At 55.8% G+C, this 14,840-nt stretch carries 11 protein-coding genes; 2 read left to right on the forward strand and 9 right to left on the reverse strand.

Annotated elements, in window-relative coordinates; all coding sequences use genetic code 11:
- Window positions 1-9: 9 nt before the first annotated feature.
- The 3 genes from ribH to dusA all read right to left on the reverse strand — a co-directional run bounded on the left by ribH (window position 10) and on the right by dusA (window position 2,952).
- Window positions 10-495: a 6,7-dimethyl-8-ribityllumazine synthase gene (gene ribH, locus ACFPM8_RS18015; RefSeq protein WP_378999544.1), complete on the reverse strand. Its 486-nt coding sequence runs from the start codon at window positions 493-495 to the stop codon at window positions 10-12.
- A gap of 107 nt (window positions 496-602) precedes the next feature.
- The gene (ribBA, locus tag ACFPM8_RS18020) at window positions 603-1,715 is read right to left on the reverse strand and encodes a bifunctional 3,4-dihydroxy-2-butanone-4-phosphate synthase/GTP cyclohydrolase II (protein WP_378999547.1); all 1,113 of its coding nucleotides are present in this window, start codon (window positions 1,713-1,715) and stop codon (window positions 603-605) included.
- 226 nt (window positions 1,716-1,941) lie between these two features.
- Window positions 1,942-2,952, reverse strand: a complete 1,011-nt coding sequence (dusA, locus tag ACFPM8_RS18025; protein ID WP_378999549.1) for a tRNA dihydrouridine(20/20a) synthase DusA — start codon at window positions 2,950-2,952, stop codon at window positions 1,942-1,944.
- 401 nt (window positions 2,953-3,353) lie between these two features.
- Between dusA and ACFPM8_RS18030 the strand changes: the two genes are divergently transcribed.
- Complete coding sequence (locus ACFPM8_RS18030; protein WP_378999550.1) at window positions 3,354-5,738, forward strand: GspE/PulE family protein; 2,385 nt, start codon at window positions 3,354-3,356, stop codon at window positions 5,736-5,738.
- Window positions 5,739-5,769: 31 nt separating this feature from the next.
- On the opposite strand, the gene ACFPM8_RS18035 is transcribed toward ACFPM8_RS18030, so the two are convergent.
- Both ACFPM8_RS18035 and ACFPM8_RS18040 read right to left on the reverse strand, forming a co-directional pair.
- On the reverse strand, window positions 5,770-6,186 hold the full coding sequence (locus ACFPM8_RS18035) for a hypothetical protein (RefSeq protein ID WP_378999552.1): 417 nt from the start codon (window positions 6,184-6,186) through the stop codon (window positions 5,770-5,772).
- A gap of 194 nt (window positions 6,187-6,380) precedes the next feature.
- On the reverse strand, window positions 6,381-6,587 hold the full coding sequence (locus tag ACFPM8_RS18040) for a hypothetical protein (RefSeq protein WP_379000278.1): 207 nt from the start codon (window positions 6,585-6,587) through the stop codon (window positions 6,381-6,383).
- 183 nt (window positions 6,588-6,770) lie between these two features.
- Here ACFPM8_RS18040 and aptA point away from each other — a divergent pair, with 183 nt between their 5' ends.
- Window positions 6,771-8,123 carry an omega-aminotransferase AptA gene (gene aptA, locus ACFPM8_RS18045; RefSeq protein WP_378999554.1) on the forward strand — a complete coding sequence of 451 codons (1,353 nt, stop codon included), beginning with the start codon at window positions 6,771-6,773 and terminating at the stop codon, window positions 8,121-8,123.
- Between the two features lie 166 nt (window positions 8,124-8,289).
- Here aptA and typA read toward each other — a convergent pair whose 3' ends face one another.
- The 4 genes from typA to infB form a co-directional block, all read right to left on the reverse strand.
- On the reverse strand, window positions 8,290-10,128 hold the full coding sequence (gene typA / locus ACFPM8_RS18050) for a translational GTPase TypA (protein WP_378999557.1): 1,839 nt from the start codon (window positions 10,126-10,128) through the stop codon (window positions 8,290-8,292).
- Between the two features lie 232 nt (window positions 10,129-10,360).
- On the reverse strand, window positions 10,361-11,329 hold the full coding sequence (gene truB / locus ACFPM8_RS18055) for a tRNA pseudouridine(55) synthase TruB (RefSeq protein WP_378999559.1): 969 nt from the start codon (window positions 11,327-11,329) through the stop codon (window positions 10,361-10,363).
- Between the two features lie 113 nt (window positions 11,330-11,442).
- On the reverse strand, window positions 11,443-11,832 hold the full coding sequence (rbfA, locus tag ACFPM8_RS18060) for a 30S ribosome-binding factor RbfA (RefSeq protein ID WP_378999561.1): 390 nt from the start codon (window positions 11,830-11,832) through the stop codon (window positions 11,443-11,445).
- A gap of 139 nt (window positions 11,833-11,971) precedes the next feature.
- Window positions 11,972-14,797: a translation initiation factor IF-2 gene (infB, locus tag ACFPM8_RS18065; RefSeq protein WP_378999563.1), complete on the reverse strand. Its 2,826-nt coding sequence runs from the start codon at window positions 14,795-14,797 to the stop codon at window positions 11,972-11,974.
- Window positions 14,798-14,840: the final 43 nt, after the last annotated feature.

Raw genomic sequence — 14,840 nt, forward strand, 5'->3', positions numbered from 1 at the left:
CGCGCTACCTTATTCTTCGTCGGTAGCTTCGGCCAACTCTTCCAGCATGATGGACAAATTGGCCATCTCGACCGCTACCCGGGCGGCGTCGGTGCCTTTTTCTTTCATCCGCACTTCGGCTTGTTCGTCGTTCTCGGTGGTCAGGACCGCATTCGCGATCGGGATTCCGGAATCCAGGCCGACGCGAGTGATGCCGGCGCCGGATTCGTTGGACACCAGTTCAAAATGGTAAGTCTCGCCGCGAATCACGGCACCGAGCGCAATCAACGCATCGAACTGCATGGTCTCCGCCAGTTTTTGCAGCGCCAGCGGGATTTCCAGTGCGCCAGGGACGGTAACGTGCAGGATGTCTTCGTCCGCCACTCCCAGATGGCTCAATTCCGCCAGGCAGGCAGCGAGCAGGCCGTGGCAAACATCTTCGTTGAAACGCGCTTGCACAATACCGATGCGCAGGCCTGCACCGTCCAGGTTGGTTTCGTATGTTCCGACTGTCATGGCTTTCCTTTATGCGCTGTACGCGCTTGTCTATTTGTTGATCTAGTTAAAATCGCTATGGTTCTTAATCTTGTTTACTGCGCTAAATCTCACATGTCATGAGCCGGTCAAAGATTCGGTTTGTTCTGATAGCCGGTAATCTCGAGTTCGTAGCCGGTCATCGACGGCATTTTGCGCGGGCTCGCCAGCAATTTCATTTTGCCGACACCGAGATTTTTCAGAATCTGGGCGCCGATGCCATAGGTGCGTAAATCCAGCCTTGGCGCCGGCGGCTTGATGCCGTTGGCCGCCGCTTCAAGCGCTGCGAACTTGTCGAATATCTGCGCCGCCGATTCTTCGCAATTCAGCAGGACCACCACGCCGCATGGCGAGGCGGCGATGGCTGCCAGCGCCGAAGCCATATTCCAGGAATGGTTGGTTTCCTTGGTTTCCAGCAGGTCCAGCATCGATACCGGCTGATGCACGCGCACCAGGGTTTCGACCTCTGGCGATGGTTCGCCGTGCAACAACGCCAGATGCGCGCCGCCGCTTGGCGTATCGCGATAAGCGATGGTCTTGAAGGTGCCTTGGGCCGTGTGCGTGATGCGTTCTGCCAACCGCTCGACGATGCTTTCGTGCTGGCTGCGATAGTGGATCAGGTCGGCAATCGTGCCTACTTTCAGGCCGTGCTCTTTCGAGAATTCCAGCAAGTCCGGCAGACGCGCCATGGTGCCGTCTTCCTTGAGAATTTCGCAAATCACCGCGGCCGGCGTCAGCCCCGCCATTTCGGTCAGATCGCAACCGGCCTCTGTATGGCCGGCGCGCATCAATACGCCGCCTTTGCGCGCCTTGATCGGGAAAATATGGCCTGGCTGGACGATGTCGCCGGCCTTGGCGTTCGGCGCCACCGCGACCTGGATGGTGCGGGCGCGGTCGGCGGCGGATATCCCTGTCGTGACGCCTTCGGCAGCTTCGATCGACACCGTGAAGTTGGTGCCGTACGCGGTGCCATTACGGTTGGTCATCATGCTCAGATCGAGCTGATCGCAACGCTCCTCTGTCAGCGTCAGACAGACCAGACCGCGTGCAAATTTGACCATGAAATTGATCGCTTCCGGCGTCACGAAATCGGCCGCCAGCACCAGGTCGCCTTCGTTCTCACGATCTTCTTCGTCCACCAGGATCACCATGCGGCCGGCGCGGAGTTCAGCGATGATTTCTTCTGTAGTTGCAATTGACATGTTTCGCCTTGAAGATAGCCAGTCTATGGTCAGACTTATGGCCTGAATTGGAACAGCTAATAATTCCCTAAAAGTGGGCTTGCGGCTTGGCTATTGAGCCAAAAGCCGGAGCGCTCTATTTTAAAGGATTTAGCCACGCAGAATACTTCACGGACCTCGCTCATCCGTATATTTAACCCAACTTTTTGATGCTTCCCTAAGCCCGACAGGCTCCTAGCGCGGTAATTCAAGCCGCCAGCGGTTGCATTCTTGTTAATGCCTCAAGCAATAAGGCCGGATCGCCCAATGCCAGCTTTTTAGAGTCCGACAACGCCTGCCGGAATGTCCTGGCGCCCGGAATGCCAGCCATCAAACCGAGCATGTGACGGGTAATGCTGTTGAGACGCAGGCCGTTGCCGTCCCGCCCATACAGGGCCAGTTGACTATGGATGTACGGCAGCATGGCCTCGATCACTTCCGCCCGCGACTTCGGCGTTGCATCGGTTGCGCCGTAATAACGGGCATCGAATTCGGCCATCAGATAGGGATTGTGATAAGCCTCTCGCCCCAGCATCACGCCGTCCACATGCTGCAGATGCAGGTCGATTTCAGCGGAGGTTTTGACGGCGCCGTTAAGAATGATTTCCAGCGCTGGGAAGTCGCGTGCGAGCTGGTAGGCGAATTCGTATTTCAGCGGTGGGATTTCACGATTTTCTTTCGGGCTGAGCCCCTTCAATATCGCGTTGCGCGCATGCACGATAAAAGTCTGGCAACCGGCTTCCGCCACTGTGCCGACAAAATCGCGGACAAACTCATACGACTCGGTCTTGTCGATGCCGATCCGGTGCTTGACCGTGACGTCAATCGTGACCGCATCGCGCATCGCCTTGACGCAATCCGCAACCAGCGCCGCCTCGGCCATCAGGCAGGCGCCGAAAGCGCCTTTTTGCACGCGCTCTGAGGGGCAGCCGCAATTCAAATTGATTTCGTCGTAACCCCACTGCTGGCCAAGTTTGGCGCTTTGCGCCAGATCGGCCGGCTCGCTGCCGCCTAGCTGCAGTGCGACCGGATGCTCTTCATCGTTAAAATCCAGATGGCGCGGCACATCGCCGTGCAACAACGCCCCGGTCGTCACCATTTCGGTGTAGAGCCAGGTGTGACGCGTGATTTGACGGTGGAACATGCGGCAGTGGCGGTCGGTCCAGTCCATCATGGGGGCTACAGAAATACGCCTGCCCCTATAAGTATTTGATTTCATTCAACTCTTCTGAACTTCACTGTTCAAATAAACAGTGGCAAGTATGTGCTGATTTTGGCTGCTTTGCACATTGGTTACGGGGAGGTTACGGCTGGCGTCAAATGCACATCCGGCCCGATTTGGGTGTCGTGGATCTGATACAAAGGGCATAAGTTTATCAGTAAGTCGCCCTCTGCCAAAGGGCGCACGCAAGGCGGCGCTGTAACGAGCTCCTGACATATTTACCAGCCAAAATAATTCCGCAGAGAAATAAAGTGCTACGATGGTAACGCAGCCTTCAGTGCCAACAAGAGGTCCATACCCAATTCCCGGCATTCACTTACTCTGGATTTCGTAGCTGGATATTGAGCTTGCCAATTAGAACGCGACGTTTTTTTCCATGACTCAAAAAGGAAAAAACAATGAATATCGATTTCGAATGGCCAATCCCACCGCACTTCGAGCGCGTCTCGTCACCCGCAGCGAATAACAGCGACGCGCCATGCATCGTGAGCTTGAACGATGGGCATAAGAAAGTCGGCAACCTGCTACGTTTTGACGCAGATGCGTCGGTGATCGAATTCCATCCGGAACGTGCGGCCGACAATGTTCGTATCAGGTTTTCCAGCTTTAAAAGCATTCGCCTGATACACCCGATAGAACTGAAACGGCTGGAATTGCCGTTAGTGGCAGGAACCCGCGAAGGATCGCCGATTCCCATCAAACAGAAATGCACGATCCTCTTCAAAGATGGCGAGCGCTTGATATCTGACACCGTAGGTTTTGTTCCGCGTGAAATCGGGTTGTTCTTATTCCTGGTCAGCGTTGGCAACAACGTCTTGCGCTGGTTCATTCCTGCCGAAGCCATTGCCAGTTATCAGATTGGCGACAAACTTGGACAGATGCTGATAGACGAGAAAATTGCGTCAGCAGATGCTGTCAATGCGGGTCTGGAAAAGCAAAGCGAGCTGCGGGCATCCAGGCTGGGAGAGTATCTGCAACAGAAGCAATTGGTCACAAAACAGCAGGTGGAGATGGCCCTGCAAAGACAAAAATCCATGCCGCATCTGAAGCTTGGTGAGGTATTGATGCAGGCGAATCTGATCAGCGACGAACAGCTGCTGCAGGCGCTAAAGATGCAAGCTCAGAACAGGAAGATGCACTTGGGCGAGATCCTTATCGACATGGGCGTCGTCAGTAAGGACGCTATCAAAAGAATATTGGCGCAGCAGCTTGGCATACCTTTCGTCATTTTGGCCAAATTCCAGTTTGAACCGGACTTGATCAGGGCGGTGCCCGGCGACCTGGTGCGCAAGCACATGGTGATGCCGCTCTATCGCACATCGACGCGCATGGTAGTAGCAATGGAAAATCCGCTCGCTTCGGAGGCATTGCAGGCGCTGGCGTTTTACACCAAGCTCGCGATCGACCCCGTCATGGCGTCCAAGGCAGACTTGATCACCGCCATCGCGGAATTTTATGGCGCGCAGGGAGAGCGTCAGAGTATCGCTGAACTGGTTTCCGAATTAGACGATGTTAACGGCATCGTAGCGAGCCAGATCGACAACGAAGTCATTACCGAATCCGATAACACGCTGGTGCGCCTGGTCAACAAGATCATTCTTGATGCGTATGAACAAAACGCTTCCGACATCCATATCGAAGCGATGAAAGGGAATGAGCCTACTCAAGTCCGTTTTCGCAAAGATGGCGTGATGATTGACTACTCCAACATTCCGGCGCAATTTCGTAACGCTTTGATTTCCCGCCTGAAGATCATGAGCCGCCTCGACATTTCCGAGAAGCGACGCTCACAGGACGGGAAGATGAATTTTGAGCAGTTTGGTCCTGCCAAAATCGAGCTGCGCGTCGTTACCATGCCCACTACCGAAGGCCTGGAAGACATCGTAATGCGCATACTTGCCGCTCCCAAGGCACTGTCTTTGGATGCCATCGGTCTGGCCCCGCCGGTGCTGGAAGGACTCAAGAAACTCGCAGTCAGGCCTCACGGTCTGTTATTTGTGTGCGGCCCGACCGGTTCGGGCAAGACCACAACCTTGCATTCCTTGCTCAGTCACATCAACACCCGCGACCGCAAGATATGGACGGTCGAAGATCCGATAGAAATCACCCAAAAGGGTCTGCGACAAGTGCAGGTGCATGCCAAGATCGACTGGACGTTTGCCACCATATTACGCAGCTTTTTGCGCGCAGATCCCGATGTCATCATGGTGGGCGAAACGCGAGATCCGGAAACCGCCAGGACCGTCATTGAAGCTTCACTCACCGGCCACCTGGTGTTCTCAACCATGCATACCAACAGCGCGGTGGAGAGCGCCGTCAGATTGCTGGATCTCGGCCTGGATCCGTTTAATTTTGCGGATGCATTGCTGGGGGTCCTCGGACAAAGACTCACACGCAAACTGTGCACCGCCTGCCGCCAGAGTTATACAGCCACCGATGAGCAAATCCACATGCTTGCCCATGAATATTGTTTCGAAACGGAACTCCAATCGGCCGACATAATAGCGGAGTGGCACAAACGATATGCCGGCAACGGCAACACGCTCACTTTATGCAAGGCGGTTGGTTGCGAAAAATGCGACAAGAGCGGCTACAAAGGTAGATTAGGGGTGCATGAGCTGCTGCTGAACACGGCGGCAGTCAAGGAAAAAATACATGCAAAGGCCAATGTCCCCGAGCTGTTGCAGACCGCCATCCGGGAAGGCATGCGCACCTTGAAACAAGACGGGATAGATAAGATATTCCAGGGTTTGACCGACTGGGAACAAATAAGAATGCTCTAGGGAGGAATGCCCTGGGGCCGTAGCTCAGAAATTATTTACCTTCCACCACTGGCGCCGATTGCGGAACAATCTTCGCCGGAGCAGCCTTGGTTTCGAAATACAATTTCAGCGCCATGATCTCCCGCGACACCTCTTCCGGAAAACCCTTGCGCGTCCCTCTTTGATCCAACAAAAGTTCGACAAACAAATCCTCGCAGACGGCAGGCTGCCGCCAGACCTCGGCAAGATGGTTGGCGATGCGCGGAAAATGTTTCGCTAGCCATAGGGGCCAAACCGCTATAGGCAATGTCAGCAGCCAGTGATATGTTGCCTCCTTCAATTCCAGATCAGAGGGACTGATCATGCGACGAAAATGCTCCCAGTTTTTTTCTTGCCTGGCACGCTGATCATCATCGAGTACGGCTTTTGCTTCCGATATTGAGACTTTTTCGAATTGAATTGAGTCCATAGCACTTCCAAAAATTGGGGGCTTTCGAGTCGGATTTGGCACTCCTTTCGCAACAATCAGTCATTGGACATACATGTTGGCGCACTCGACCACCTTGAAATTTTGTTGCTCAATGGAACTTATTCTACACCTGTGCAGTTGTCTCAAGTCAACTTTATTCCCAAAAATCGGGCAAGCCTCCTGCATTACCGGTCTTAATCGCTGGCATGATCAAGCAGGGCAATCACTGTTGAATTCAGTTGCAAGCGGGTTGCTGTAATCAAGTCGTCAAGTTGCTCCAGCGTGGTGGCGCTGGCAATCGGCGCAGCCTCATCCACGGTCCAGCCGAAGACATTGCCGCCGAATGCCAGCGGAGCAACTTGCACTGATGAATTACCGAGCTTACGTGGCTTCGTTAGCATAAATTTAACTCCGGCTTTGGCGTGGAAATTCAATCTAATCCGAAGCCAGGCATCGCGCAGAAGCGGCCCTATCAGAACTGCCGCAAACGTAATACCATCATCGGCAGCGATCAGGAATCAGTTCAACAGATGCATCAAGAACCAATGGCGGATCGGCCGCCAAACCATAACCAAGGAGATAGCATGCCCAACACTGTGAATACCGATCATTTCTGGATGCCGTTCACCGCCAACCGCCAGTTCAAGAGCCGGCCGCGCATGCTGGTCTCCGCTTCAGGCATGTATTACAAAACCGACGATGGCCGCGAAATTCTGGACGGCACGGCAGGCTTATGGTGCTCGAATGCCGGTCACTGCCATCCCAAGATCGTCGCGGCGATTCAGAAACAGGCTGCGACGATGGACTTTGCGCCGATGTTCCAGATGGGCCACCCGCTAGCCTTTGAAGCCGCCAGCGCGCTGGTGTCGATTGCGCCGGAAGGCTTGAACCGGGTGTTCTTTTGCAATGACGGCTCGGAAGCGGTCGACACCGCGCTGAAGATCGCACTGGCCTATCACCAGGTTCGCGGCAACGGCCTGCGGACGCGCCTGATCGGTCGCGAGCGCGGTTATCACGGCGTCGGTTTTGGCGGCATTGCGGTGGGCGGGATTGCCGGCAACCGCAAAAATTTCGGCGCCACCCTGGCCGGCGTCGATCACCTGCGCCATCCGCTCGATATCAGCCGCAATGCGTTTTCGCGCGGCTTGCCGGAACATGGCGCAGAGATCGCCGACGAGTTGGAACAGCGCCTGCTTGCGCTGCACGATCCGGCCACCGTGGCGGCAGTGATCGTCGAACCGCTGCAAGGATCGACCGGCGTTATTCTGCCGCCCAAGGGCTATCTGCAAAAGCTGCGGGCGATCTGCGACAAGCACGGCATCTTGTTGATTTTCGATGAAGTGATTACCGGCTTCGGCCGCCTCGGCGCCTCCTTTGCCGCCGATTATTTCGGCGTGGTGCCGGATATGATCTGCTGCGCCAAAGGCTTGACCAACGCCGCTGTGCCGATGGGCGCTGTGATCGTGCGGCAGGATATTCACGATGCATTCATGAGTGCCAGTGCCGAAAACGCGATCGAATTAGCCCACGGCTATACGTACACCGGACACCCGCTGGCTGCCGCCGCAGTGATTGCCGCGATCGATGTGTACAAGGGCGAAAACCTGTTTGACCGGGCGGCGGCGATGGCCCCCTACTTCGAAGATGCGGCGCACAGCCTCAAAGGCCTGCCTTACGTCAAAGACGTGCGCAATCTGGGATTGGTATGCGGGATTGAGTTGGAACCGATCGCCGGCAAGCCTGCTGCACGCGCCTTCGATGTCTTCCTCAAATGCTTCTGGGAGCAAGGCGTGCTGATTCGCACTACCGGCGACATCATCGCGCTGTCGCCGCCGCTGATCATCGACAAGCCGCAAATTGATCGCGTGTTTGGCGCGATTGGCGATGTGCTGAAGGCGCAGCATGCGACGGGGATAGGCAGTTCTGCGGTTGCTTGATGCTTTTAGTGGACTGTAACAGCCGCTAAGCAGCAGCCACAATAAAAAACCCGCCGATCCATGTGACATATCAGTCACACGGATCGGCGGGTTTTTAGCTGGCAGACCGAAAAACAGTCAGCGCGCTTCAATCGCTCGCCCGTCTCCGGTCGCTACGCTCGACAGCTTATGCGCCTTCGCGCGATGCCTTTTTACGCTCGTGCTCTTTCAGGTAACGCTTACGCAGACGGATGCTCTTCGGAGTCACTTCCACCAGTTCGTCATCGTCGATGAATTCGACCGCGTATTCCAGCGACATTTCGATTGGCGGCACCAGGCGCACCGCTTCGTCGGTACCCGAAGAACGCACGTTGGTCAATTGCTTGCCCTTGATCGGATTGACGACCAGATCGTTGTCGCGCGAGTGGATGCCGATGATCATGCCTTCGTACACCGGGTCATTGTGGCTAACGAACATACGGCCGCGATCCTGCAGTTTCCAGATTGCGTAGGCAACAGCAGCGCCGTCGTCCTGCGAAATCAGCACGCCGTTGCGACGACCGCCGAGCTCGCCCTTCGAGGTGTCGACCGGTGCGTACTCATCGAATACGTGGCTCATCAGGCCGGTACCGCGCGTCAGGGTCATGAATTCGCCCTGGAAGCCGATCAGGCCGCGCGCAGGAATACGGTACTCGAGACGCACACGTCCCTTGCCGTCCGATTCCATGTTTTGCAGATCGCCGCGGCGACGGCCCAGCTCTTCCATCACGCCGCCTTGATTCGATTCTTCGACATCGACGGTCAGGTTTTCGTACGGCTCATGGCGCACGCCGTCAACCATCTTGAACACCACGCGCGGACGCGAAACGGCCAGCTCGTAGCCTTCGCGGCGCATGTTTTCAATCAGGATGGTCAGGTGCAATTCACCGCGGCCCGACACTTCGTAGGTCGAATCGTCGCCTTCAGCCTGTACCACGCGCAATGCCATGTTGGCCTTCAGTTCGCGGTCCAAACGGTCCTTGATCTGACGGGTAGTGACGAATTTACCTTCGCGGCCAGCCAGCGGCGAGTTGTTGACCATGAAGTTCATGGTCAGTGTCGGTTCATCGACCTTCAACATCGGCAAACCTTCCGGCGCGTCCGGCGCACAGATGGTGGAGCCGATGCTGATTTCTTCGATACCGTTGATCAGCACGATGTCGCCAGCCAGCGCTTCGTCTACCAGCACACGGTCCAGACCCTTGAAGGTCAGCACCTGGTTGATGCGCGCCTTGGTCGGCTTGTCGTCCGGACCGTTCATCCAGACCACGTCTTGCAATCCCTTGACGCGACCGCGCAGGATGCGGCCAACGCCGATCTTGCCGACGTACGACGAATATTCGAGCGAAGTGATTTGCAGTTGCAGCGGACCGTTAGGATCATCTTCACGCGCTGGAACGTGCTTCAGGATGGCATCGAACAAAGGCTCCATGTTGCCTTCGCGGACGCTATCTTCCAAGCCTGCATAACCTTTGAATCCCGATGCATAGATGACTGGGAAATCCAATTGCTCGTCGGTTGCGCCGAGTTTGTCGAACAATTCGAAAGTGGCATTCACTGCCTTTTGAGGATCTGCGTTTTCGCGATCGATCTTGTTGACAACCACGATAGGCTTCAAGCCCAGCGCCAATGCTTTACGCGTCACAAAACGCGTTTGCGGCATCGGGCCTTCTTGCGCATCGACCAGCAGCAAAACGCTATCGACCATCGACAATACGCGCTCGACTTCGCCGCCGAAGTCGGCATGGCCTGGGGTATCGACGATGTTGATGTGCGTGCCTTTGTATTCGACTGCGCAGTTCTTGGACAGAATCGTGATGCCACGCTCTTTTTCGATATCGTTCGAATCCATCACGCGTGCATCGACTTGCTGGTTTTCGCGGAAAGTACCGGATTGACGCAGCAACTGGTCAACCAGTGTGGTTTTGCCGTGGTCAACGTGGGCAATGATGGCAATGTTGCGGATGGCGCGTGTTGTGTTTGACATGGTCAGTATGGAGATTGGAGAACTCAGTAAGTGCGCAGCTGTGAGTGCGCAGAATATATGCCACAAATGCGCGCTCAAGGACTGCACTAAGTGCGGCAGATGCAGCGGAATTCGGGAAGCCGCGCATTATAGCACGACGGACTGTACAAAATATAAAAACCCTTGTATTTTCAACGGCTTGCCGTAAAAATGCTGTAAAAACCGTCGCAAATATTGTGTTTTTACAACGGTTTTATGCAGCGCTTTGTTGACTCGTTGCAATCAAGCGCTCCGGCGCCAGCACGCCGTATTCATGCAGTTGAGCAGTGCCCAGCAGTTGGCGCTCGTGACTGGCATCCACTGAATCGGTCGGCTCGCGATAAACGCGTACTCGTCCAGCGTTGGCCGGCAACGGTACGCCTTCTTTGGTCAGGGTCAAACGCTGGCCCTGCAAAAAGCGCTTGGCTAACGATTCCGGCAGCACAACCTCCGGGAACGACGACAGCAGGCTATCGACGGGGGCCAGCAAAGAAGCGCGTTCCGCTTCTGCGGTCGCCATCACTTGGTCCAGGGTAACGCAACCCAACAGCGTCAAATGCCCGACCTGAATCCGGCGCAAAGCCTGTAAATGCGCGCCGCAGCCGAGCGCCGCACCGATATCTTCGCCCAGCACGCGAATGTAAGTGCCCTTGCTGCAAGCCACGCGCAGGCGCAAATACGGCGCTTGATAATCAAGAAACTCAAGCACATGAATCGTCACGTCGCGGGCTTCGCGTTCCAGCGTGATGCCGGCTCGCGCGTATTCATACAGCGGCTTGCCGTCGCGCTTGAGAGCGGAATACATCGGAGGGACTTGCTGGATGGGGCCGCGAAATTGCTCAAGCACGCGATCTATCTGTTCGCGAGTCACATTGACTTCGCTGGTTGCCAGGACCTCGCCCTCGGTGTCGCCGGTGGTCGTCATTATCCCCAGATGGATCACCGTTTCATAGGTCTTGTCGGCATCCAGCAAATCCTGTGCGAACTTGGTGGCCTCGCCGAAACATAAGGGCAGCACGCCGGTTGCGAATGGATCGAGAGTGCCGGTGTGACCGCCCTTTTGTGCATTGATCAGGCGCTTGGCCTTGATCAATGCGTCATTGCTGGAAAAGCCGACTGGCTTATCCAGCAGTAGCACGCCATTGAGCGGTAGGCGGATTCTTTTGGCCGGGTTTGGCGCCATGTGAGGATACTTATTGAAGACTTACAGATGAAGGAGTTATTCGGCCGGCCAGGACGGTCCAGGCCAGCTCATATATTCGATGCTATGCAGCCACAACAGAACTGGCGGCAGGCTTATTCCTGGCCGTCGTCTTTCGCGCGAGTGGCATTGGCAATGTCGATCAGGCGTGACATTTCGACGCCGCGCGCGGTCGAGTTATCGTGAATGAAATGCAATGCCGGCAAGGTATGAATGCTCAAACGCCGTCCTAGCTGGTTGCGCAAAAAGCCGGCGGCCTGGGTCAAACCATTCACCGTATTGCGAATCGCTTCAGGATCGTCGTTCAGCATCGTGAAAAACACCTTGGCATGGGCGTAATCCGGCGTCACCTGGACCTCGGTAATCGTGATCATGCCGACCCGCGGGTCTTTCAACTCGAACACGATGATCTCGGACAAGTCCCGCTGAATCTGGTCTGCAACGCGCAGACCGCGGCCGGGGATGGATTTACTATGTTTAGCCATACTGGATTACGCCATATCTTTCACAAATAAACTACCTGAAACCCGCCTGAACGACAGGGTACTACAAAACGAAAATCGGGCTGTTGAGGCCCGATTTTCCTGGCTTGCGCACAAACTTGCCGCGCGCGTGCTTTTACTGTTACAGCGTCCGTGCGACTTCTTCGACTTCGAAGATTTCGAGGTGATCGCCTTCCTTGATGTCGTTGAAGTTCTTCAGCGTCAGACCGCACTCGAAGCCCGACTTGACTTCCTTGACGTCGTCCTTGAAGCGCTTCAGCGAATCGAGTTCGCCGGTCCACAACACGACGTTGTTGCGCAGCAAACGAACCGAAGCACCACGCTTGACCAAGCCTTCGAGAACGTAGCAACCGGCAATCGCGCCGACCTTGCTGACCAACAATACCTGGCGAATCTCGACCAGACCCAGGGCCTGCTCGCGCTTCTCAGGCGACAACATGCCGGACATCGCTGCCTTCACCTCATCCACCGCATCGTAAATGATGTTGTAGTAGCGGATATCGACGCCGTTGGCTTCGGCCAGTTTGCGCGCCGATGCATCGGCGCGGGCGTTGAAGCCGATAATGACGGCTTTCGAAGCAACCGCCAGGTTGACGTCCGACTCGCTGATGCCGCCGACGCCGGCGTGCACAACCTGTACCCGGACTTCGCTGGTGGACAATTTTTGCAAGGACTGCACCAACGCTTCTTGCGAACCTTGAACGTCGGTCTTGATGATCATCGGCAGGTTCTTGACCTCGCCTTCGGCCATCTGGTCGAACATGTTTTCCAGCTTCGCAGCTTGCTGTTTAGCCAGCTTGACGTCACGGTACTTGCCTTGACGGAATTGACCGATTTCACGCGCCTTGCGCTCATCCGCCATGACCATCACTTCTTCGCCGGCGACCGGCACTTCGGTCAGACCTTGAATTTCAACCGGGGTCGAAGGACCTGCTTCAGTGATCGATTTACCGTTTTCATCCAGCATGGCGCGAACCCGACCATAAGCCGAACCCGCCAATACCACGTCACCGCGTTTCAGGGTGCCGGACTGCACCAGAATCGTTGCCACCGGACCGCGACCCTTGTCGAGCTTGGCTTCCACCACCAGACCACGTGCAGGCGAGGCGACAGCTGCTTTCAGCTCCAGCACTTCGGCTTGCAGCAGGACTTGTTCCAGCAGGGAATCAATGCCCTCGCCGGTTTTGGCCGAGACTGGAACAAATGGCGATTCGCCACCGTATTCTTCAGGCACGACCTGCTCGGCGATCAACTCTTGCTTTACGCGATCGAGGTTGCTGCCAGGCTTGTCTATCTTGTTGATTGCAACCACCAGCGGCACGCCTGCTGCTTTCGCATGGGCAATCGCTTCCTTGGTTTGCGGCATCACGCCATCGTCGGCGGCAACCACCAGAATCACGATATCGGTCGCCTTGGCGCCGCGAGCACGCATTGCCGTAAAGGCTTCATGGCCCGGCGTGTCGAGGAAGGTGATCATGCCGCGCGGTGTTTGCACGTGATATGCACCGATATGCTGGGTAATTCCGCCAGCTTCACCGGATGCGACTTTGGCGCGACGGATGTAATCCAGCAACGAGGTCTTACCGTGGTCAACGTGACCCATGACGGTAACCACTGGTGCGCGCGGCAGCATTTCTGCATCCGCATGTTCGCCGCCGTCGATCAGCAATGCTTCAGGATCGTCCAGCTTGGCAGCATGTGCGGTGTGGCCCATTTCCTCGACCAGAATCATCGAAGTTTCCTGGTCCAGCACCTGGTTGATGGTGACCATCTGACCAAGTTTCATCAAATGCTTGATGACCTCGGATGCTTTCACCGACATTTTGTGCGCCAGTTCAGCAACGGTAATGGTTTCAGGAACGTAAATATCCTTGACCACTGCTTCGGTCGGCGCCTGGAAATTACTTTCGTGATCGTCGCTATGCGAGTTGCGACGCCCTTTCGGACCGCCGCGCCAGCCATCGCGGCCACCGCCGGTATTGCCGCGGGTCTTGATCCCGAGACCGCGTTTTTTGGCGGCATCTTCTTGCCAGGTCGACGACACATTGGCGGATTTGATCGACTTCTTGTCGACCACCACTTTTTTGTCGTCTTTTTTCTCGCCCGGTTTTTTGTCGGCAGGCTTGTGCAAAGTACCTTCTGCCGCCTTGGCAACAGGAGCGACCGGTTCAGGCGCTTTGATCACTTTGCGCGGCGCGCTCATCATCGCCTTGATTTGCGCAACTTCATCTTGCACGGCCTTGCGCGCACGCTCGGTGGCCGCAGCTTTTTCAGCAGCTTCCTTGGCGGCTTGTGCAACTTTTTGCTTGGCTTCCGCTTCGGCTAAACGTTTCTTTTCTTCGGCTGCAGGATCTTCCTGCTTGACCGGCGCAATCGGAGCCGGTGCTTCAGCGGCCGCTTTTTTGGCTTCGCTTTCAGCCTTCTTAGCGTCGCTTTCGGCTTTTTGCGCAGCTTTTGCCTGCGCTTCTTTCTCTGCTTCCAGCTTGGCCAGACGTTCTTGCTTTTCGCGCAGTTCGGCTTCTTGACGGGCAATCAACTCGGCCTGACGACGCGCTTCTTCAACGCGACGTGCCTGTTCTGCTTCGTCAATTACTGGTGCCGCAGGTGCGGATGGCTCTGCCGGCGGTGCTTCCGCCACTGGCTCATCGCGCTTGACGAAAGTACGCTTCTTGCGGACTTCGACCTGAATCGTGCGCGACTTGCCGGTAGCGTCGGCTTGCTTGATCTCGGTAGTTTCCTTGCGCGTCAGCGTGATCTTCTTTTTTTCGCTATCGGCAACCGCGCCATGCGAACGGCGCAGGTGTTCCAGCAGGCGATCCTTGTCTTCTTTCGACAAGATATCGTCAGTTGAATCCTTCTGGACGCCAGCCGAGCGCAGTTGTGTCAGCAGCAAATCCGCTGGCATCTTCAGCTCGGTGGCAAATTGGGCTACATTGTTACTCGCCATTCAGTCCTCTTTTTCTATGTGGCACGGCAGACGACATTCGAAC

The sequence above is a fragment of the Paraherbaspirillum soli genome, assembly GCF_042654985.1.
Classification (GTDB): Bacteria; Pseudomonadota; Gammaproteobacteria; order Burkholderiales; family Burkholderiaceae_D; genus Paraherbaspirillum; species Paraherbaspirillum soli.